Below are 18,827 nucleotides of genomic sequence, written 5' to 3'. Positions count from 1 at the left end.
GGGGACACCGTGCTCGAGGAGTCAGCCGATCCGGGGCCGCACGGGGATCTCCGCCCGCACCGTGGTCCCGCGGCCCCGGGGCGAGCGCACGACCATGCGGCCGCCCAGGGCGCCGACCCTGTCCATGAGACCCGACAGACCGCTCCCCTCTCCCCCGGCCCGGGCGCCACCGACGCCGTCGTCGCGGACCTCCACGGAGAGCTCGGCGTCGTGGATCCGGATCGACACGCTCGCGGAGGTGGCGGCGGCGTGCTTCGCCGCATTCGTCAGGGCCTCGGCGACGAAGAAGTAGGCGTTGTTCTCCACGACCTCGGGCAGCCGCCGCGGCAACGACCCGTCGACGGTGACCGGCAGCGAGGCCCGCGTCGCGAGATCCTCCACCGCCGTGACGAGGCCGCCGTGGGTGAGGATCGGCGGGTGCAGGCCGCTGGCGATCTCGCGGAGGTCGTTGATGGCCTCCTGCGCGTGCGCGACCGCCTCGTCGAGCAGCTCCCCCGCCCGGGCGGGATCCCGCGCCACCTCCTCGCGGGCCAGCTGGGTGCTGATGAGCACGCTGACCAGGGACTGCTGGGCGCCGTCGTGGAGGTCGCGCGCGACCTGACGGCGGACGACCGCGGCGGCCTCGACGATCCTGCGCTGCGCCGCGCGGCTCTCGGCCTCGCGGATCGCGGCCGCGTCCCGCTCGCGGACCGCCTGCTCCGCGGCGCGGCGCTCGGAGACGTCGGTGAACGCGAGCACGGCGCCCGGCCCGCTGGTCAGCGCAATGGGCGCCACCCACCAGTCGACCGGGAAGAGGGAGCCGTCACGGCGTTCGAACCACTCGTCCGCGCCGTGCGCCGCGTCGCCGGACCGGAACGGCTCCTGCATCGGGCAGTGGCCGCGCGGGTAGGGCGAGCCGTCCGGCAGGCGATGGACGGTGTCGTGGCTGTGGCGGTGGTACAGGTCGCTCGGGTGGTCGTACCCGAGGGCCGCGACGGCGGCGGGGTTGGCGAAGACGATCAGTCCCTGCTCGTCGAGGACCCACACGGGCTGCGGGGCGTCCGTCAGGATCTGGGCGAGGAAGTCTGCCGCCGGCTCCACTCCCACCCCCTCCGGGCACGCCCGTTGCGGCTCCGGGGAGGTGGTCACTCCCCGGCGGCCGCTGGCGACGACTCTACGGCCGCCGACCGATACGCGGGCGCCCCGACGAGATCGGCAGTGAGATGACCGAGGCGTCCCGCGTCGCGAGGGGCCATGGTGAACGGGGCTGCACGCCACCCCTCCCCGACCTGGAGTCGACATGACCACGAACCACTCGCCGGCGCCCGCCTCCGGGCCTCTGCACATCGGTGTCGACGTCGGGGGCACCAAGATCGCCGCCGGTGTCGTCGACGACGACGGGCGGATCCTCACCTCGACCACCCGCCCGAGCCCCGCCGGCGACGCGCCGCAGACGCTCGGTGCCGTCGTCGACGCGGTGCGCGAGCTGCGGGCGACCCACGACGTCCTCGCCGTGGGCGTGGCTGCGGCGGGGTTCGTGGACGCCGAGCGTGCCGTGGTGATGTTCGCCCCCAACCTGGCCTGGCGCGACGAGCCGCTGCGCGACGAGATCGAGCAGCGCACGGGTCTGCCGGCGGTGGTGGAGAACGACGCGAACGCGGTGGCCTGGGCCGAGGCCCGCTTCGGCGCGGGGCGGGGCGAGAGCCACCTGGTGGCCCTGACCGTGGGCACGGGGATCGGCGGCGGGGTCGTCGTCGACGGCCGGGTGCAACGAGGGCGGTTCGGGGCGGGTGCGGAGGTCGGCCACGTCGTCATGGTCCCGGGCGGACGGCCCTGCCCCTGCGGGCTCCAGGGCTGCCTGGAGCAGTACGCGAGCGGCAACGCGCTCCTGCGACGGGCCCAGGAGGTGGCGACGACGTCGCCGGTGCTCGCCGGGGACCTCCTGGCCCGGGCCGGAGGGCGCACCGACCACATCGAGGGATGGATGGTCACCGAGGCCGCGCGGGCCGGCGACGTCGCGGCGCTCCAGGTCTTCGACGAGGTCGGGGTCTGGCTCGGTCGGGGGATCGCACAGCTCGCCGCGGTCCTCGACCCCGGCATCGTCGTCCTCGGCGGCGGGGTGTCGGCGGCCGGCGACCTCCTCCTCGACCGCGTGCGGGACGCCTACGCCAAGAACCTCACGGGACGGGGGCACCGCCCGCTGCTGCGCATCGAGATGGCCGCGTTCGGCCCCGAGGCCGGGATGATCGGCGCGGCCGACCTGGCCCGCGACGTCGCCGGTCCCGGCCTGAGGGCCGCGTCGGGGTAGCCCTGTCCGGGCGGGGCTGACACGCTGCCGGTGTGAGCGGGTGCCGCTCCCGGTCCTCGTCGTCCACGGCGCGTTCCGCCTCCTCTCCGGGGTCGTGCAATGGATGGGGCCACGAGGTCATCGCCGGGGCGGGGCGACCTCCACGACCACGTCTCGGCGCGCGACGACCTGCACCGCCTGGGCCGCGAGCAGGCCGCGCTGCGCCGGGTCGCCGAGCTCGTGGCGCACGGCGCACCGGCCACCGACGTCTTCGGCGCCGTCGCGGCCGAGGCCGCCGGCCTGCTCGACGGCCAGGCCACCACCCTGACCCGGTTCGACGGGGACACCGCGCTCGCCGTCGTGGCCGCCCCCGCGGGTCCCGCACCGGTCGGGGCGCACATCGCGTTCGGGCCGGACACGTTGCCCGACAGGGTCCTGCGGACCAGGGGCGTGGTCCGTGTCGACGACTACACCGGGCAACCCGACGCCGAGCTCGCCGCCTCCTTCGGCCTGGGCGCGGCGGTGTCCGCGCCCGTCACGGTGGCCGGCGAGGTGTGGGGAATGCTCACCGCCACGTCCGGCGACCGCCCCCTGCCGCAGGACACCGGTCCCCGCCTCGAGCAGTTCGCGCGGCTGGTCGCCGCGGCGCTGGGCACCAGCCAGGCACGCAGCGATCTCCGTGCGCTCGCCGCCGAGCAGGCCGCGCTGCGCCGGGTCGCCGAGCTGGTGGCGCGCGGGACGGCCTCCGAGGAGGTGTTCGTCGCGGTCACGAACGAGGCGTCGGCCCTGTTCGGCGACCTCCCGGTGGCGCTGATGCTCTACGACGACACCGGCGCCGTGGTCGTCGCCACCTGCCACTGCCCCGCGCCCGTGGGCCTGCACGTGCCGTTCAGCGCCGGCACGGCCGTCGACCGGCTGTACCGCACCGGGCGGCCCGCCCACGTCGACACCTACGAGGGCACCCCGATGGCGAGCATCGCCCGGGAGGCCGGCATCGCCTCGACCACCGCCGTCCCGATCACGGTGGAGGGCCGGGTGCGGGCCACGCTCGTCTCGAGCAACACCCTGCCCGCGACCCGTGACGCCGTGGAGGCGCGCCTCACCCAGTTCGCCGAGCTGGCCGCCGTGGCGATCGCGAACGCCGACGCCCGGGCCAAGCTCACCGCCTCGCGGGCGCGCGTCGTCGCCACCGCCGACGAGACCCGCCGGCGCCTCCAGCGCGACGTGCACGACGGCGCGCAGCAGCGGCTCGTCCACACGATCATCGCGCTCAAGCTGGCCAGGGACGCCCTCGCCACGGGCTCCTCGGCGGCCGACCTCGTCGACGAGGCCCTGGCCAACGCCGAGCGCGCGAACGCCGAGCTCCGCGACCTCGTCCACGGCATCCTGCCGGGGTCGCTCACCCGTGGGGGCCTGCGCGCCGGGATCGAGTCACTCGTCGCCGACATCGCGGTCCCCGTCGACGTCGGCGTCACCGCGCCCCGCCTGCCCGCGGCGACGGAGACCACCGCCTACTTCGTCGTCGCCGAGGCCCTGACCAACGTGGTCAAGCACGCCGGCGCCCGCCGGGCCCGCGTGCAGGTCGACCTGGAGGGCGACGACCTCCTCATCGAGGTCCGCGACGACGGCGTCGGCGGCGCCGACCCGACCCTGGGCACCGGACTCGTCGGGCTGCTCGACCGCGTCGACGCCGCGGAGGGCAGCCTCGCGATCACCAGCTCGGCCGGGATCGGCACCACCGTGCGGGCCACCCTGCCGTGCGGACCCGGGCCTCGGGGGCACGCCGGACCGTGAGGGCGGCCCCACGGATCACGACGACAGGTTCCCGCGCAGCACGCTCGACGCGTGGGCCGGATCGCCGTCGTAGCGCTCGGCGGAGACGTCGACGACGGAGTAGCCGGTCATGTCCAGGCCCGCGGGCATCGTGAAGGTGCCGTGCCCGTTCTCGCCGAGGGCGCCGATCGCGATCATGCTGTCGGTGCGCTCGTCGAGCAGCCAGACCTCGTAGTAGCCCTGCTCCGGCGCCGGCGGCATCGTCGCGCTCACCTCGATGCGCCGCTCGCCGCCGGCCTCGACGACGCTGACCTTCCCGGTGGCACCGGGCGGCCCGGCGGCGACGGCGGACAGGGACGCGGACGCGATCTCCTCCGTCGCGGGCGGGCCGTCGGTGAACCCACCGGCGGCCGCGATCGCCACCGCGGCGACGAGTGCGGCGGCGGCCGCCAGCGCGCCGACGACGAGGCCCCGACGTCGTCGCGGCGGCCGGACGGGACGGACGGCGGCGGGCGGGGGGTCGGCCTCGAGGGCGAGCTCGGCGGCGATGCTGGACCACACGTGGTCGGGGGGTGCTTCCAGCGGTGCCGGTCCGGCCTCGCGGGCGAGCGCGACCGTGTCGCGCATCGCCGTCACCTCGCTGCGGCACTGCGCGCACTGGTCGAGATGGGCGGAGAGGGCGTCGACGACGGGCTGCTCGCCCAGGGCGACCAGGGTCAGCCGTTCACGGTCGGGATGCGGCACCTTCCACCTCCCTCCTCGTCCGGAGACGCTCGATCCCCCGCCGGAGGTGACTCTTGACCGTACCGAGGGGTAGACCGGTGACGGCGGCGATCTGGGCGTGCGTCAGGTCGTCGTAGAACGCGAGCTCGATGACGCGCCGTTGCTGGGGGACGAGGTGGGTCAGCTCGTCGGCGGCGACGATGCGGTCGAGGACGCGGTCCGCCGAGGGTTCGGGCGCGGAGGGGTCCTCAGTTCGTTCGAGGACGCGCTGGAGCCGGGCGTCACGCTGGAGCACCCGCAGGCGGTCGGCGACCTGCCGGCGCGCGATGCCGAGCAGCCACGCCGGCAGGGTGCCCCGGTGCGGGTCGAAGGTGTGCCGGCCGCGCCACGCGGTGACAAAGGTCTGCTGGGTGATGTCCTCGGCGTCGACCCGGTCGGGCAGGCTGCGCAGGCCCAGGGCGAACACCAGACGTCCCCACCGGTCGTAGGCGGCGCGCAGCGCGGCCTCGTCGCCGGTGACGAAGCCCTCGGCGAGCCGGACCTCGTCGTCGGACGTCATGGCCCTCCCGTGGGAACCGCGGTGACCACCACGTTGTCCCGGTAGGACCGGGTGCTCTCGTCGAACGGGCCGCCGCAGGTGATCACGACGAGGCGAGGGGCACCGGTCCGCGCGAACAGCCGATCGAGGGGCACCTGGTCCTTGGACCACTGGTCGCGGGCCACGACCGCGTAGGACCGGACCTGACCGTCCGGACCCGCGAGGACCAGTGTCGACCCCGGCTCGAGCTCCCGCAGGTCGAACAACGCCCCCTCCTGCCCGGCACGGTCCACGTGGCCGGCCAGGACCGTCGAGCCCTGCTCCGCGTCGAACCCGGGGCCGTAGCGGTACCAGCCGACGGTCGCGACGTCCTCGGGGATCGCCATGCCGCCGCTCTCGCGGTCGACGCCGACCGGGAGCACCGGCACGTCCACGCCGAGGGCCGGGATCCGGAGACCGACCGGCGCCGTGCCCGCGCGCGGCGCGGACGAGGCCGCCGTGACGCGGGGCGCGGGCACCGGGTCGGCGACGGCCGCCACGGCTGCCGGGGACGAGGAGACCTGGTCGGTCGCCGGCCAGAAGGCGCCCGCGAGCAGGAGGAGGGCGCCGACGGCGACGCCGGTCAGGGCGGACACGCGGCGACGCCGCCCCGGGCGGGGCGGCGTCGGGCGTGAGGTGTCAGGAGCGCGCACGGACCCAGGCCGCGCCGGAGCCCGCGAGCACCAGCAGACCCAGGACCCCGAGGCCGAGGCCGACGGGCAGGCCGTCGTCCGCCAGGCCGCCGGAGCCACCGGCCACGCCACCGGGGGCGCTGTGCGCACCGGTGATCGTCTGCGTCACCAGCTGCAGCGTGTCGTCGCTCGCCGAGCCGATGGCGTAGGCGACGGTGACCGTGCCCTCGCCGAGGTCGAGCGAGGCCGGCCCGATGACGACGTCGTCGGTCCCGGCGAGGACCACGTCGGCCGAGACCGTGCCGGCGGGGACGTCGGCCTGGGCGCTGTTCGGGTTGGTGAGCCCGGTCAGCGCCGCCCGGCCGTCGACGCGGGCGTCCACGGCGGGGGCCGCCGCGGTGTGCCGCACCACGAGCCGGGCGTCACCGGCCGGCACCGAGGCGACGTCGTTGACGAACGGGGTGAGGGTCGGCTGGCCCTGCTCGGACAGGTGCGCCACGACGCTGATGTTCGCCCCGGCCGGGACCTCGGCGTCCTCGGCCGCGACGAGCGGGGCCTCCGACGCCGGTGCGCCCGCCGCCCGGACCGCGAGGTCGTAGGTGCCGGCGGGCAGCTCGAGCGGGCCCGCGACGGTGCCCGGCGCGAAGTCCGACACGGTCTCGGTGCCGTTGACGTAGACGTCGACCGCCTGCCCGGGGATGCCGTGCACCACCGAGACCTGCGCCGGCTGGTCACCCTCCCCCTCTGCCGCGGACGCGGCTCCGGCGAGACCCACGGACGTGCTCAGGGCGAGGGTCGCCGCGGCGACGACCGTGAGGATCCTGCGTGTCGGGATCATGGAGCTCCAACCTCGGGCGGACGGTGTTGGCGAGTACTACGTCCGCTACGCCCGATACGGATGCGGCAGAACGCCGGGCGACCGATTCCTTTGCGGGGTCGCGGCGGTCTACCGGTGTGAGGCGCGACCGCAGGACGGGTCGGCCTTCCCGGAGACGCCGACCCCGAAGGACGGATCGCCATGAGCCTCCCCACGACGATGCGCGCGCTGCAGCAGACGTCCCTGCGCGGGCCGCAGGACATGCACCTGGTCACCGATGCGGCGGTGCCGAAGCCCGGCCCGGGCGAGGTCCTGATCCGCGTGAGCGCCGCGGGGGTCAACTTCGCCGATGTCTCGAAGGCCCACGGCACGTTCGCCGACGGACCGAGGCCGCCGTACCTGGCCGGTTTCGAGGCCGCCGGCGAGGTCGTCGCCCGCGGTGAGGGGGTGACCGGCACGGACGTGGGGACGCATGTCGTCGGCGTCGGTGACGGCGCCTTCGCCGAGTACGTGGTGCTCGCCGCCGCCGCGGCGATGCCGGTGCCGGCGGGATGGACGGAGCAGCAGGCGCTCGGCCTCGTCGTGAACTGGCCCACCGCTCTCGCGACCCTGCGGCACCTGGGCGGCGTCACCGCCGGGCAGAGCGTGCTGATCCAGGCCGCGGCCGGCGCCACCGGTCAGGCCGCGGTCACGCTGGCCACGCACCTCGGCGCGACGGTCCTCGCCACCGCGTCGCCGAGCAAGCACGACGTCGTGCGCGCCCTGGGCGCCGACCACGTCCTGGACTCCCGCGGCGGTGACCTCGCGGGCGAGGTGCTGCGCCTGACCGACGGCGCCGGCGTCGACGTCGTCCTGGAGTCGGCGGGCGGGGCCGCGTTCGCGGCGAGCCTGGCCGCGGCGAAGCGGGTCACCGGCCGTGTCGTGGTCTACGGCCTGGCGGGCGGCGACGCCTCCGTCACGAACCACGACCTGGTGTACCGGCACCAGGTCCACCTCGTCGGCTTCAACCTCGGCACGTTCATCCAGGCCGCGCCGCACCTCTTCGGAGAGGTCATGCGGGAGCTCTGCGCGCTCGTCGCCGCCGGAGTGATCACGCCCGGCCGGCCCACCTCGTACGACCTGGCCGACGGCCCGAAGGTGCTGGCGGACCTGGAGAGCCGGGCCACCGTCGGCAAGACGGCCCTGCTGCCCTGACACCCCCGTACCCTCGCGAGGTGGCGTCGCAGCTGCGCACGGACGATCGGTTCGGCGACGATCGATTCGGGCAGGAGACCGAGCAGTTCCGCCGGGAACTGCTGGCGCACTGCTACCGCATGGTCGGCTCGGCCCACGACGCCGAGGACCTGGTGCAGGAGACCTACCTGCGGGCATGGCGGTCCTACTCCGGGTTCGAGGCCCGGTCGTCGCTCCGCACCTGGCTCTACCGGATCGCCACCAACGTCTGCCTGTCGGCCTCGGCGGCCCGCCCCCGGATGCTGCCGTCCGGCCTGACCGGGCCGTACGACGGCACCACGGGCCCGCCCGGTCCCGTCCCGCCGGACGAGGTCTCGTGGCTGGAACCGCTGCCGGACGCGTGGATCGCCCCACCGGCCGACGATCCCGCCGCGGTGGTGGTCGCCCGCGAGACGGTGCGGTTGGCGCTCGTCGCCGGCCTGCAGCACCTCCCCGCCCGCCAGCGCGCGATCCTCCTCCTGCGTGACGTGCTGGCGTTCTCCGCGGCCGAGACCGCCGAGGTCCTGGAGACCACCACCGCCGCGGTCAAGAGCGGGCTCCAGCGCGCCCGCGCGCGGCTGGACGAGGTCGAGCAGGAGCCGATCGGACTGCTCCCACCGACCGACCGGCGGGCCCGCGCCCTGCTCGACGGGTACATCGCGGCCTTCGAGCACTCCGATGCCCGCCTGCTCGAACAGGTGCTGCGCACCGACGCCACCCTCGAGGCGACGCCGTTCCGCGACTGGCAGTCGGGCCGGGCGATGTGCCTCCACGTGCTCGACACCTACGTGCTCGGGACGCCGGGCGACTGGCGGATGATCGCCACGACGGCCAACGGGCACCCCGCCGCGGCGGTGTACCGCCGGGATCCCGACGGCACCCCGAGGGCCGACGGCGTGGTGGTCCTGGTCCCCACGGCCGGCGGCGTCTCCCGGGTGGTCAAGTTCCACGACCCCGGGCTCGTCGTGATGTTCGGCTTCCCGGACGTGCTCGCGACCTGAGTCGCGTCCGGGACCCGATACGGGTCTCAGCCGGACGCCGCGTCGCGGCTCGACCGCTCGGGCGGGAAGGCCATCTGCGGATGGTGCGGCACCTCGGGCGACGAGGTGTCGAGGGGCACCGAGACCGAGCGGACCAGGCCCAGCTGGGTCGACTGCCGCGGCAGGACGGCGTCGAGCACCCAGTCCGCCGCGGTGCGCAGCCTGTTGCCGGGCATCGACAGCAGGTGGTAGCCGCGGGTGATCGTCTTGGCGGGCAGCCCGGAGAGCCGCAGGTGCAGCGGGTTCGCCGCGGCGTCGGTGCTGCCGAGGTCGACGAGGAACCCGAGGTCGCGGTGGCGGTAGCGCCGGGTCCGGCCGCGGCCGAGGGACGCCGCGACGTTGCGGCCGGCCAGCCGGCCCTGGCGCTCGGCGTGCTGGGCGGTCATCGCGGTGAACTGCCCGGGCCTGCCGGGATCGGGCACGGCCGCGGCGTCGCCGCACGCGAACACCTCGAGGTGCCCGGGCACCGTCAGGGTGGGGTCCACGACGACCCGTCCCTCGGCGAGCTCGAGGCCGACGTCCTCGATCAGCGGGTCGGGGCGGACACCGACACACCACATCAGGGTGCGCGTCGGCACGTGCTCGCCGTTGTCCAGCCGGACCCCGTCGGAGGTCACCTGCTCGACGGTCTCACCGGTGCGCACCTCGACCCCGCGCTCGCGCAGGACCCGGTCGGCGGTCGCGGAGAGGTGCCGATCGAGACCGGCGAGCACCTGGCCCCGGCTGACGAGCACCCAGCGCACGTCGTCCTCGTCCAGCCCGCGAGCGCGGGCCAGGTCGCGGGTGAACAGCTGGCCCTGGGCGGTGACCTCGGTGCCGGTGTAGCCCGCGCCGACGACGACGAAGGTGCACCGGGCACGGCGCTCGTCGGGGTCGTCGCTGCCGGCGGCGAGCGCGATCTGGCGGATCAGGTGGTCGCGTGTGTAGAGCGCCTCGGGGATGCCACGGAAGCCGTGGGCGAACTCGCTGAGCCCGGGGATCGGCATGAGCTTGTGGACGCTGCCGACGGCCAGGACGAGGCGGTCGTAGGTCGTGGTGTGGTGCCGGCCCTCCGGGTCCATCCACCGCACCGTGCGCTGCGCGAGATCGAGCTCGTCGACCTCGCCCTGGGCGAGCGTCACCGGGGCCGGCAGCGTGTCGTCCAGCGACACCGAGATCCGCCGGGGTTCGAGGACGCCGCTCGCCACCTCGGGGAGCAGCGGCAGGTAGAGGAAGTAGTTGGTCGGGCTGACCAGGACGATCTCCACTGCGTCGCCCGTCGTGCGCGCCAGGGAGCGGGCCGCGTTGTAGCCGGCGAACCCACCGCCGACCACGATCACGCGGGGCCGTGATCCCGCCCGCGGTGTGGCCGCACCCGTTCCCCGCTGTCTCCGCGTCATGGGGCGGGCTTCCCCGGCGAGCGCGTCGATCACACGGGGCGACACCTCGGCGCCGCCACGGGGCGGTGCGCGACGGTCGAGGCCCGCGCCGCCTGCCCGCGCCAGCGACCGATCGCCAGCCCCACGCAGGTGAGCCCGAGCAGGACCGCGAACGCCGTGCGCTCGCCGACGGTGACGGAGGCGCCGAGCGCGACGGTGGCCGTCACGAACCCGGCGACGACGTTCTTCGTGATCATCGTGCCCACTCCTCCTGGACTCGGCTCCGTTCCGGAGGTGGGACACGCGGCGGGCCGCGAACGGCACGGTGGTGATCGTCACGGGCGGTCGGCGGGGCTACTCCGCAGGAGTGCTCCGACCCAGAGAGCTCAGGTACCGGATCGGCGGGATCAGCAACCGGTAGATCGGCCGCACCGCCTGCCCCGGGAGGCTGCCGTGGCGCTCCTCCTCCCAGACCCGGGCGCGCGGGTGCTCCTCGAGCAGCCGATCCCCCAGGGACCGGGGCGCGCCCGTGCGTCCGGTGGTGCGCATCTCGATGCGGCTCAGGTGCTTCGTGCTCATGAAGCCGTACTGGCTCGGGCTCACGAGCCGGGCCGGCGCGCCGTGGTCGGCGTCGAGCGGCCGGCCGTCGAGGTTCTCGGCGATGAGGACGTTCGCGGCCAGGGCATCCTCGAGGGTCGCGACCGACCGGTGGCCGTCCAGTCCCACGAAGGCCACGTGGGTCACCGGGGCGCTCCGGTCGAGCACCGGCTCGATGACCTCCCGGAAGACGGTCTCGAAAGCCACCCCCTCCCACCGGAGGTCGACCGCCGACCACCCGGCGACGCAGTGGAGATCCGCGCGGATCTCGCAGCGCGGGAGCCGGGCGAGGTCGGCCGACGTCAACGACACCGTGGCGCTCACCGCCCCGCCGACCTCGATCGCGTGGTCGGGAGGGACCTCCGGGGGCGGGTGGTGGAGATGAGTGCCGAACCTCGGGAAGCCCTCGACCGGGCGCTGGCCCGGCGGCATCCGCAGGCCGTGGCGCGTCGTGATGCTCATGGTGACCCCGTCTATACGACGCCGTATACCGAGCTCGGGACGCTACCAGCATGTGTACGGTGCCGTATAGAAGTGAGTCCGACGGAGAGGGCGATTCATGGCGGTGGCCCGCACGGCCCGGCACCGGTGGATCGACGAGGGGCTGCAGGCGCTGGCCGCGGGCGGCCCGGACGCGGTCCAGATCGAGTCGCTGGCGCGGGCGCTGGGCGTCAGCAAGGGCGGCTTCTACGGCTACTTCGCCGACCGGCGCGCCCTGCTGGACGAGGTGCTCGACACCTGGGAGTCCCGGAGCACCGAGCGCGTCCTCGAGCAGGTCGAGCACGAGGGTGGCGACGCCATGGACCGGGCGCGCCGGGCCGCCGAGCTCACCTTCAGCCCCGAGCTGCGGCCCATCGACCTCGCGGTGCGGGACTGGGCCCGCCGGGACACCGCGGTCGCCGAGCGCCTGCGACGCGTCGACGACGTCCGGATCGCCTACCTCCGCACGCTGCTGCGGCCGGTCTGCGCCGACGACGAGGACCTCGAGGCCCGCTGCCTGATCGCCTTCTCGGTGGCGATCGCCGACCGGCTCATCGCCGCCGACCACGGGACACGCACGCGCTCCGACGTGCGCAAGGCCGTCCGGCGGCAGCTCTTCACGCCGGCGCCGGGGTCGCCGGTCGTGCTCGCGGATCGCGGGGACGGGTCACTACCGTCGGGAGGATGACGGGGTCGGGGACGCGCGGCGGTACGCAGATCACCAGTCTCGAGCAGTTGCGGGCGGTCGTCGGCGAGCCGATCGCCCGCGCGCGGACCAAGGTCCGCGCGACGTTGGACGACGTCGACCGCGCCTTCATCGCCTGCTCGACCCTGCACTTCCTGGCCACCACGGGCGCGGACGGCTCGCTGGACGTCTCCCCCAAGGGCGACCCGGCGGGTGCCGTGCTCGTGGCCGACGACCGGACCGTGCTGCTGCCCGACCGCCCCGGCAACCGCCGGGTCGACGGGATGATCAACCTGCTCGACGACCCCCACGTGGCGCTGCTGTTCCTCGTCCCGCGCCGCGGCGACACCCTGCGGGTGAACGGGCGCGCGCGACTCCTGCTGGACCCCGACGAGGCCGAGGCGTTCGAGATCCGCGGGCACCGCCCGCGCATCCTCACCGAGGTCACCGTCGACGAGGTCTTCTTCCACTGCCCCAAGGCCCTCATGCGCTCCCACCTCTGGGACCCGGACGCGTGGCCGGCCGTCGACCTCCCGAGCGTCGCCGAGATCGCGCACCGGACCAGCCCCGACTCCTCGCTCGACGAGCTCGAGAGCCGCTACGCGCCGGAGAACTACCGCAAGCTCCTGTACTGACTCTGGTTCACTGCGCCGGGTGGGCCGCGCGGAACGTCATCCGGCGGGCGGCATCCTGGACGCCGCCCGGGAGCTGGTGCTCGGCGAGGGCCTGCGCGCCGCGACGGTCGACCGCATCGTCGTGGCGAGCGGGGCGCCGAAGGGGTCGATCTACCACCGTTTCGGGACGGTGGACGACCTGCTGGCCACGATGTGGCTGCGCGCGGTCCGCGCCTCGCAGGCCCGCTTCCTCGCCGCGCTGGAGGGCGACGACGCCACGACCGTCGGGGTCGCGGCCGCCCTGAGCCTCTACGACTTCGCCCGCGACGAGCCCGACGACGCGGCCCTGCTGATCCTCCTCCGACAGCAGGACGTCGGGCGGCACCGGCGCGACGAGGAGCTCGCGCGGCAACTGGCGACGGTGAACGCCCCGCTCGAGCGCGCGCTGGAGGACCTCACGACCCGACTCCACGGCCGGGCGACCCGCGCGGCGGTCGAGCAGACGGTCCTCGCCGTCGTCGACCTCCCCCTGGGGGCGATCCGCCGTCATCTCCTCGCCCGCCGCCCGCCGCCCCCGGAGCTCCGTGCGCCCCTCGGTCGCGCGGTGCGGGCCGCCCTGGCGCAGGCGTGAGGACTCCGGTCGGAGGGGTGCCGTTTTATTAGACGATCTGGTCTACTACAGCGGTCGCGCGACGAGGGAGGTCCACGGTGTCGGAGCGATCGGACGTGGTGCGCCGGCTCTTCGCGGCCGTGGAGGCCGGGGACCTGCCGGCGCTGCTCGACTGCTACGGCGACGGGATCGAGATCCGCGAGGCGCCGTCGTTGCCGTACGGAGGGGTGTACCGGGGCCGGCGCGGGGCCCGGGACCACGCCGAGGCGTTCGTCCGGGCGTGGGGTCCGTACCGGGATCGGCGGGAGCCGCTCGGGGCGAGCGTCGGCGAGACCGACGACGGGCGGGTCGTGGCGGTGTTCCGGCACCGGGCCGTCGACGGGACCCGGGGCCTGCGGCTCGACGAGGACGAGGTCGGGATCTACGAGGTCCGCGACGGGGTGGTCGTGCGATCGACGATGCTGCACGCCGACCCCGAGCGCCTCGCCCGGTTCCTCGCGCCGGGGTGCGGGCGATGACCGGGCGCGTGCGCTGGGGACCGTGGGCGGGCGTCCTGCTCTGCCTGTGCTGGGCACCGATGGCGGTGGCGGTCCCGCGGTTCCCCGACCTGCGGTCCGCGGGCACGGTGGTCGGCTACTGGTCCACCGACCTGGCGACGATGCAGGTCGTGGCGCTCTCGGTGAGCGTCGGCTACCTCTTCCTGCTCGTCTTCCTGGGCGCGCTCGCGGAACGGCTCGCCACCGACGTCCGCGTCCGCGCGTGGTCCTGGACGGCCGTCGGCGCGGCGTGGATGTTCACGACGGCGTTGAACGTCGCGATCGGCCTGGTCCTGGCCGCCGGCCTGGTCGCCGGCGTCGACCCGGCGAGCGCGTACGCCCTGCACGTGGGCGGGTTCGTGCTCGCCGCGCCGGCCGCGTTCGCCGGGGTCGCGTTCTTCGTGGCGGTCACGGTCGTGGCGTTCTCCTCCGCCGTCCTGCCCCGGTGGTCGGGGTGGCTCGCGCTCGTCGGGGTGGTCGCCAACGTGGGCGCGGTCGGCGGGGTCGGCACGCTGACGGGCCCGTGGAACTCCGGCAACGGCGTCCTCGGCGGGATCGCCGCGCCGCTCGGGCTGCTCGTCGTGTGGATCCTGGCGGTCAGCGTGTCGTGGCTGCGGGAGCCGGACGACCGGTCCCGGGTCCTCGCGGCGTCCCGGTCATGACGCGCGGCCCGCGGCCCCGGGACACCGACACGCTGGCGGCGATCTTCGCGGCGGCCGGCGTCGCACACTTCGCGGCGCCGACCGTCCTCCACCCCGTCGTCCCCCCGTGGATGGCCGCGTGGGCACGCCCCGTCGTCGCCGTCTCGGGTGTCGCCGAGCTGGCCGTCAGCGGGGCCCTGCTCCACCCCGCGACCCGGCGGCGGGGCGCGCAGGGTGCCGCCGGCCTCATCGCGGTCTTCCTCGTCACCCACGTCGACGCCGCGGTGCGGACGCGACGGGATCGCGCGCGCTGGATCGAGCGCCCCACCGGGGTGACGCTGCGCCTGGTCGGCAACACGGCGTTCGTGGCCTGGGCCCTGACGGTGGCCCGGTCCGCGGGTCCGCGATGACCCCGGAGGGCGAGCGACACGTGGTGGTCGCCGCGGCGCTCGTGGACCACCGGGGCGTCCTGCTGTGCCACCGTCGACCGGACCGCCGGTGGTACCCCGACGTCTGGGACCTCCCCGGAGGGCACGTCGGCCCCGACGAGACGGCGCGGGCCGCGGTGGACCGCGAGTGCCGCGAGGAGCTCGGCGTCCGGCTCCTGGAGGCGACGGAGGTCCCCGTGGACACCGGCGACCCGCGCGTCGAGCTGACCCTGTTCACCGTGCGGGCGTGGGTCGGGGTGCCCACCAACACCGCCCCCGAGGAGCACGACCGCATCGCCTGGTTCACGCGCGCCGACCTCGACGCCGAGCGCCTCGCCAGTGATCGGTACCGTCCGCTGCTCGTGAGAGCGATGGAGCCGACACGATGAACGACGATCTCGAGGCCCGCTACCTCGCCTACCTGGCCGTCCTCAACGAACGGCGCCTCGACGACCTCGTGCACCTCGTCCACGAGCGACTGACCTACAACGACGAGGAGATCACCGGTCGCGGGTACCGCGACATGATCGCCGCCGACATCGCCGCCGTCCCCGACCTCGTGTTCGACCCGCACCTCGTGGTCGTCTCCGGGGACCGGGTGGCGTGCCGCCTCGTCTTCCGGTGCACGCCCACCGACACGTTCCTCGGGTTCACGCCGGACGGCGAGCCGGTCTCCTTCGCGGAGCACGTCTTCTACCGCTTCGACGAGGGCCGCATCGCCGCGGTGACCTCGCTGATCGATCGCTGGTCGATCGCGGCCCAGCTCCGGGACCGCGCGCGACCCTCGCGGTGACGCACCCACCACGGCACCATCTCCGAGCATGGGCGCTCCCGGGGGACCGACGCTGATGCGACCGGCGGGCCCGGTGGACGGGACCGGGCTCGGGGCCTACCTCGAGCACCTGTCGTCGACGCGCGGCCTGCAGTTCGACGACCACCGGGACCTCTGGCGCTGGTCGGTGGCCGAGCCCGAGGCGTTCTGGGCGTCGATCTGGGATCACTACGGGGTGCCGGGGAGCTACGAGCGGGTGCTCGGCTCGTCGTCGATGCCGGGCGCGCGGTGGTTCCCGGGAGCCCGTGTCAACTACGCCGCGCACATGATGGGCACCGACGCCGACACCGACCGCACCGCGATCATCGCCCGCTCCCAGACGCGCGGGCCGCGGGAGCTCACGTTCGGCGAGCTGCGCGACCAGGTGGGACGCGCCCGCGCCGGCCTGCAGCGCCTCGGCGTCGGCCGGGGCGACCGGGTCGTCGGGTACCTGCCGCACGTTCCCGAGACGATCGTGGTGTTCCTGGCCGCCGCGAGCCTCGGAGCCGTCTGGGCGGCGTGCGCGCCGGAGTTCGGCGCTCGCAGCGTCGTCGACCGACTCGGCCAGCTCGAGCCGACGGTGCTGCTCGCCGTCGCGTCGTACCGGTACGGCACCAAGGAGATCGACCAGCGCGACGAGCTGGCCACGATCCGCGAGGGGCTGCCGAGCGTCCGTCACGTCGTCGGGCTGGACTACGGGCCGCACCCGGTGCCCGACGCGATGGCGTGGGACGAGCTGCTCGCCGAGCCCGGGGAGCTGTCCTTCGACGAGGTCCCGTTCGACCACCCGCTCTACGTGCTGTTCTCCTCGGGCACCACCGGGCTGCCGAAGGCGATCGTCCACGGCCACGGCGGCATCCTGCTCGAGCACCTGCGGCTGTTCGGCCTGCACTTCGACATCCGCCCCGGCGACCGGACGCTGTGGTTCACCACCACCGCCTGGGCGATGTGGAACATCACCATCTCGGTGCTGCTGCACCGCGGCGCCGTCGTGCTGCTCGACGGCAACCCGCTCTGGCCGGACCTCGAGGCGCAGTGGCGGCTCGCGGCCGAGACGGGCGTGGCGCTGCTCGGCGCCAGCCCCGGCTACCTCACGGCCTGCCGCAAGGAGGGCGTCGTCCCGCCGCGGTGGCCCGAGCTCCGCCAGCTGGGGACCACCGGCGCGCCGCTGCCGCCGGAGGCGTTCGACTGGGTCTACGAGCACCTCGGGCCCGACGTCATCCTCAACCCGTTCAGCGGCGGCACCGACGTGTGCAGCGGCTTCGTCGGCGGCGGGACCTGGCAGCCCGTCTACCGCGGGGAGATGTCCGGGCCGGGCATCGGCCACGACGTCGCCGCGTTCGACGACGACGGCCACCCGGTGGTCGGGCAGCTGGGCGAGCTCGTGGTGCGGGCGCCGATGCCGTCGATGCCGGTCGGGTTCTGGAACGACCCGGACGGCGAGCGCTACCGCGAGGCCTACTTCGACACCTACCCGGGCGTCTGGCGGCACGGGGACTGGGTGCGGTTCACCGACCGCGGCAGCTGCGTGATCACCGGGCGGTCGGACGCGACGCTGAACCGCGGCGGCGTGCGGCTGGGCACGGCCGAGTTCTACGACGTCGTCGAGGACATGGCGGAGGTGGCCGACTCCCTGGTCGTGCACCTCGAGGACGACGAGGGCGGATCAGGCGAGCTGCTGCTGTTCGTCGCCCTCGTTCCCGGCGCGGAGCTGGACGACGACCTGCGGTCCCGGATCGCGAGCGGGCTGCGTCGCCACCTGTCCCCGCGCCACGTCCCGGACCTCATCGCGGCCGTCCCGGCCGTGCCGCGGACCCTGACCGGCAAGAAGCTCGAACGGCCGGTCAAGCAGGTGCTGCGCGGCCGTCCGGTCGAAGAGGTGATCAGCCCCGACGCGGTGAGCGGGGCGGACGCCGTGCCGGCCTTCCGGGACGCCTACCGGCGGTAGCGACCGGCTCAGGTCCCGGGTGCCGCCACGGCGTCGCGGAGCAGGCCGGTGGCGGGGTGGCAGTTGACGTACTCGTAGTACTGCTCGCCCGCGTCGAACACCGACACCTCGTGGTAGAGCCGCAGGGTCGGGAGCCGTTTCGCCGTGCTGACGAACGCGACGAAGACCCGCAGGTGGCTGGGGTGGGTCTCGGCCCACTGCTCGAGCCGGTCGAGCGAGCGCCAGTGGGAGATGGCGTAGGTCTTGTCGATCGGCACACCGTCGAGGTCGATGCCGCGGACGTAGCGGTTGCTGTAGCAGCCGAGCCGGTGCCCGCGGTCACGCAGGAAGTCCATGGCCGCCCGCAGGGCCGGCTCGATCTCGGTCAGGTACAGCTCCCGCTCGTCCGGGTCGGCGTCCGGCCATTCCTGGCCGGAGCGGATCAGGGCGACGTTGTCGTGGCCCCGGACGATCACCCGGCCGCCGCGCGCCGGGTCGCCCTCCGCCGACAGCTCTCCCGCCGGACGCATCCGGTCGGTCTGGGAGAGCGGGATGCGGTCGCGCATCGAGCCCCAGTAGGCGTGCTCCTCGACCTCGTCGCTGACGCCGTCCATCACCCCGCCGACGCCGGGGAGGCGGTCGGTGAACGGGTAGAGCGTCTCGAACTGGTCGACCCGCGGGGAGGCGATCTCGCGGAAGAACCCGACGTTCGCGGTGAGCCGGTCGTCCGAGTCCCACCACCCGGCGACCTCGGGCCGCGCGAGCCAGCGCCCGTAGGTGTCGGGATCGCGCCAGTAGCCGACCGCGACGAGGTTGTCGTAGCCGGCCGCGTCCTCGTGGTGGGTCGTGTCCCAGGCGCCCGGGCCGTCGTCCAGCCCGAAGCCGTCGACGAGGTGGCGCAGGGCCGCGAGCGCCTCGTCCCGGTGCTCCTCGCCGCGGTACTGCACGCCGAAGTAGCCCATCACCACCTGCGTGAGGTCCTCGGCGCCGCGCGCGACCCACACCGGGAACGGCGGCCGGTAGTCCTCCCCCGCCCGCCGCGACAACGTGCGCGGACACTGCAGGTGGGTGTCGATCGCGGATTCCACGCGCGCCTCCCG

General features: G+C 74.8%; 22 protein-coding genes. 13 read left to right on the top strand and 9 right to left on the bottom strand.

The genetic code is table 11. The features are described from left to right. Window positions 1–21: 21 nt before the first annotated feature. A complete protein-coding gene (locus ACQPYN_RS14425) occupies window positions 22–1,080 on the bottom strand; it encodes a histidine kinase (RefSeq protein ID WP_433037969.1) in 1,059 nt (352 codons plus the stop codon). A 199-nt stretch (window positions 1,081–1,279) separates the two neighbouring features. Between ACQPYN_RS14425 and ACQPYN_RS14420 the strand changes: the two genes are divergently transcribed. Continuing rightward, window positions 1,280–2,287 (top strand): ROK family glucokinase, encoded by a 1,008-nt coding sequence (locus tag ACQPYN_RS14420; RefSeq protein WP_433037967.1) that lies wholly within the window; start codon window positions 1,280–1,282, stop codon window positions 2,285–2,287. Window positions 2,288–2,386: 99 nt separating this feature from the next. After that, window positions 2,387–4,060, top strand: a complete 1,674-nt coding sequence (locus tag ACQPYN_RS14415; RefSeq protein ID WP_433037965.1) for a GAF domain-containing sensor histidine kinase — start codon at window positions 2,387–2,389, stop codon at window positions 4,058–4,060. A 15-nt stretch (window positions 4,061–4,075) separates the two neighbouring features. On the opposite strand, the gene ACQPYN_RS14410 is transcribed toward ACQPYN_RS14415, so the two are convergent. From ACQPYN_RS14410 to ACQPYN_RS14395, 4 genes are read right to left on the bottom strand one after another with little or no spacing between them, the layout of a single operon-like run. After that, window positions 4,076–4,783 (bottom strand): anti-sigma factor domain-containing protein, encoded by a 708-nt coding sequence (locus ACQPYN_RS14410; RefSeq protein ID WP_433037963.1) that lies wholly within the window; start codon window positions 4,781–4,783, stop codon window positions 4,076–4,078. Continuing rightward, complete coding sequence (locus tag ACQPYN_RS14405) at window positions 4,764–5,321, bottom strand: RNA polymerase sigma factor (protein WP_433037961.1); 558 nt, start codon at window positions 5,319–5,321, stop codon at window positions 4,764–4,766. Before ACQPYN_RS14405 ends, ACQPYN_RS14410 begins: the two co-directional genes overlap by 20 nt. After that, window positions 5,318–5,935 carry a class F sortase gene (locus ACQPYN_RS14400; protein WP_433037959.1) on the bottom strand — a complete coding sequence of 206 codons (618 nt, stop codon included), beginning with the start codon at window positions 5,933–5,935 and terminating at the stop codon, window positions 5,318–5,320. The genes ACQPYN_RS14405 and ACQPYN_RS14400 overlap by 4 nt, the downstream gene beginning before the upstream one ends. 43 nt (window positions 5,936–5,978) lie before the next feature. Next, window positions 5,979–6,809 (bottom strand): DUF4397 domain-containing protein, encoded by an 831-nt coding sequence (locus tag ACQPYN_RS14395; RefSeq protein ID WP_433037957.1) that lies wholly within the window; start codon window positions 6,807–6,809, stop codon window positions 5,979–5,981. A 180-nt stretch (window positions 6,810–6,989) separates the two neighbouring features. On the opposite strand from ACQPYN_RS14395, the gene ACQPYN_RS14390 reads away from it, so the two are divergent. Both ACQPYN_RS14390 and ACQPYN_RS14385 read left to right on the top strand, forming a co-directional pair. Next, on the top strand, window positions 6,990–7,982 hold the full coding sequence (locus tag ACQPYN_RS14390) for a zinc-binding dehydrogenase (protein ID WP_433037955.1): 993 nt from the start codon (window positions 6,990–6,992) through the stop codon (window positions 7,980–7,982). A gap of 20 nt (window positions 7,983–8,002) precedes the next feature. Then, window positions 8,003–9,001: an RNA polymerase subunit sigma-70 gene (locus tag ACQPYN_RS14385; protein WP_433037953.1), complete on the top strand. Its 999-nt coding sequence runs from the start codon at window positions 8,003–8,005 to the stop codon at window positions 8,999–9,001. A gap of 26 nt (window positions 9,002–9,027) precedes the next feature. On the opposite strand, the gene ACQPYN_RS14380 is transcribed toward ACQPYN_RS14385, so the two are convergent. The 3 genes from ACQPYN_RS14380 to ACQPYN_RS14370 form a co-directional block, all read right to left on the bottom strand. Next, window positions 9,028–10,419, bottom strand: coding sequence for an NAD(P)/FAD-dependent oxidoreductase (locus ACQPYN_RS14380; protein WP_433037951.1), 1,392 nt, complete (start codon window positions 10,417–10,419; stop codon window positions 9,028–9,030). Between the two features lie 29 nt (window positions 10,420–10,448). Beyond that, window positions 10,449–10,655, bottom strand: a complete 207-nt coding sequence (locus tag ACQPYN_RS14375; RefSeq protein WP_433037949.1) for a hypothetical protein — start codon at window positions 10,653–10,655, stop codon at window positions 10,449–10,451. A gap of 97 nt (window positions 10,656–10,752) precedes the next feature. Continuing rightward, on the bottom strand, window positions 10,753–11,457 hold the full coding sequence (locus ACQPYN_RS14370) for a molybdopterin-dependent oxidoreductase (RefSeq protein WP_433037947.1): 705 nt from the start codon (window positions 11,455–11,457) through the stop codon (window positions 10,753–10,755). Between the two features lie 97 nt (window positions 11,458–11,554). On the opposite strand from ACQPYN_RS14370, the gene ACQPYN_RS14365 reads away from it, so the two are divergent. The 9 genes from ACQPYN_RS14365 to ACQPYN_RS14325 all read left to right on the top strand — a co-directional run bounded on the left by ACQPYN_RS14365 (window position 11,555) and on the right by ACQPYN_RS14325 (window position 17,748). Then, entirely contained in the window at window positions 11,555–12,163 is a 609-nt protein-coding gene (locus ACQPYN_RS14365) for a TetR/AcrR family transcriptional regulator (protein ID WP_433037945.1), read from the top strand. Continuing rightward, window positions 12,160–12,795, top strand: a complete 636-nt coding sequence (locus tag ACQPYN_RS14360) for an MSMEG_1061 family FMN-dependent PPOX-type flavoprotein (protein WP_433037943.1) — start codon at window positions 12,160–12,162, stop codon at window positions 12,793–12,795. Before ACQPYN_RS14365 ends, ACQPYN_RS14360 begins: the two co-directional genes overlap by 4 nt. A gap of 19 nt (window positions 12,796–12,814) precedes the next feature. Beyond that, on the top strand, window positions 12,815–13,405 hold the full coding sequence (locus ACQPYN_RS14355) for a TetR/AcrR family transcriptional regulator (RefSeq protein ID WP_433037941.1): 591 nt from the start codon (window positions 12,815–12,817) through the stop codon (window positions 13,403–13,405). Between the two features lie 77 nt (window positions 13,406–13,482). Continuing rightward, entirely contained in the window at window positions 13,483–13,902 is a 420-nt protein-coding gene (locus ACQPYN_RS14350; protein ID WP_433037939.1) for a nuclear transport factor 2 family protein, read from the top strand. After that, window positions 13,899–14,582, top strand: a complete 684-nt coding sequence (locus ACQPYN_RS14345) for a hypothetical protein (protein ID WP_433037937.1) — start codon at window positions 13,899–13,901, stop codon at window positions 14,580–14,582. The genes ACQPYN_RS14350 and ACQPYN_RS14345 overlap by 4 nt, the downstream gene beginning before the upstream one ends. Further along, on the top strand, window positions 14,579–14,971 hold the full coding sequence (locus tag ACQPYN_RS14340; RefSeq protein ID WP_433037935.1) for a hypothetical protein: 393 nt from the start codon (window positions 14,579–14,581) through the stop codon (window positions 14,969–14,971). The genes ACQPYN_RS14345 and ACQPYN_RS14340 overlap by 4 nt, the downstream gene beginning before the upstream one ends. Further along, window positions 14,968–15,378: an NUDIX domain-containing protein gene (locus ACQPYN_RS14335; RefSeq protein ID WP_433037933.1), complete on the top strand. Its 411-nt coding sequence runs from the start codon at window positions 14,968–14,970 to the stop codon at window positions 15,376–15,378. Before ACQPYN_RS14340 ends, ACQPYN_RS14335 begins: the two co-directional genes overlap by 4 nt. Further along, window positions 15,375–15,782 (top strand): ester cyclase, encoded by a 408-nt coding sequence (locus ACQPYN_RS14330; RefSeq protein WP_433037931.1) that lies wholly within the window; start codon window positions 15,375–15,377, stop codon window positions 15,780–15,782. Before ACQPYN_RS14335 ends, ACQPYN_RS14330 begins: the two co-directional genes overlap by 4 nt. Window positions 15,783–15,810: 28 nt before the next feature. After that, the gene (locus ACQPYN_RS14325) at window positions 15,811–17,748 is read left to right on the top strand and encodes an acetoacetate--CoA ligase (protein ID WP_433037929.1); all 1,938 of its coding nucleotides are present in this window, start codon (window positions 15,811–15,813) and stop codon (window positions 17,746–17,748) included. A gap of 8 nt (window positions 17,749–17,756) precedes the next feature. On the opposite strand, the gene oxdA is transcribed toward ACQPYN_RS14325, so the two are convergent. Beyond that, window positions 17,757–18,815: an aliphatic aldoxime dehydratase gene (gene oxdA / locus ACQPYN_RS14320; RefSeq protein WP_433037927.1), complete on the bottom strand. Its 1,059-nt coding sequence runs from the start codon at window positions 18,813–18,815 to the stop codon at window positions 17,757–17,759. Window positions 18,816–18,827: the final 12 nt, after the last annotated feature.

Origin of the sequence: Actinomycetospora sp. CA-053990 (assembly GCF_050948445.1) — a bacterium.
Classification (GTDB): Bacteria; Actinomycetota; Actinomycetes; order Mycobacteriales; family Pseudonocardiaceae; genus Actinomycetospora; species Actinomycetospora callitridis.
Note: the sequence above shows the minus strand (reverse complement) of the source record. Positions and strands in the feature narration are given on the sequence as shown.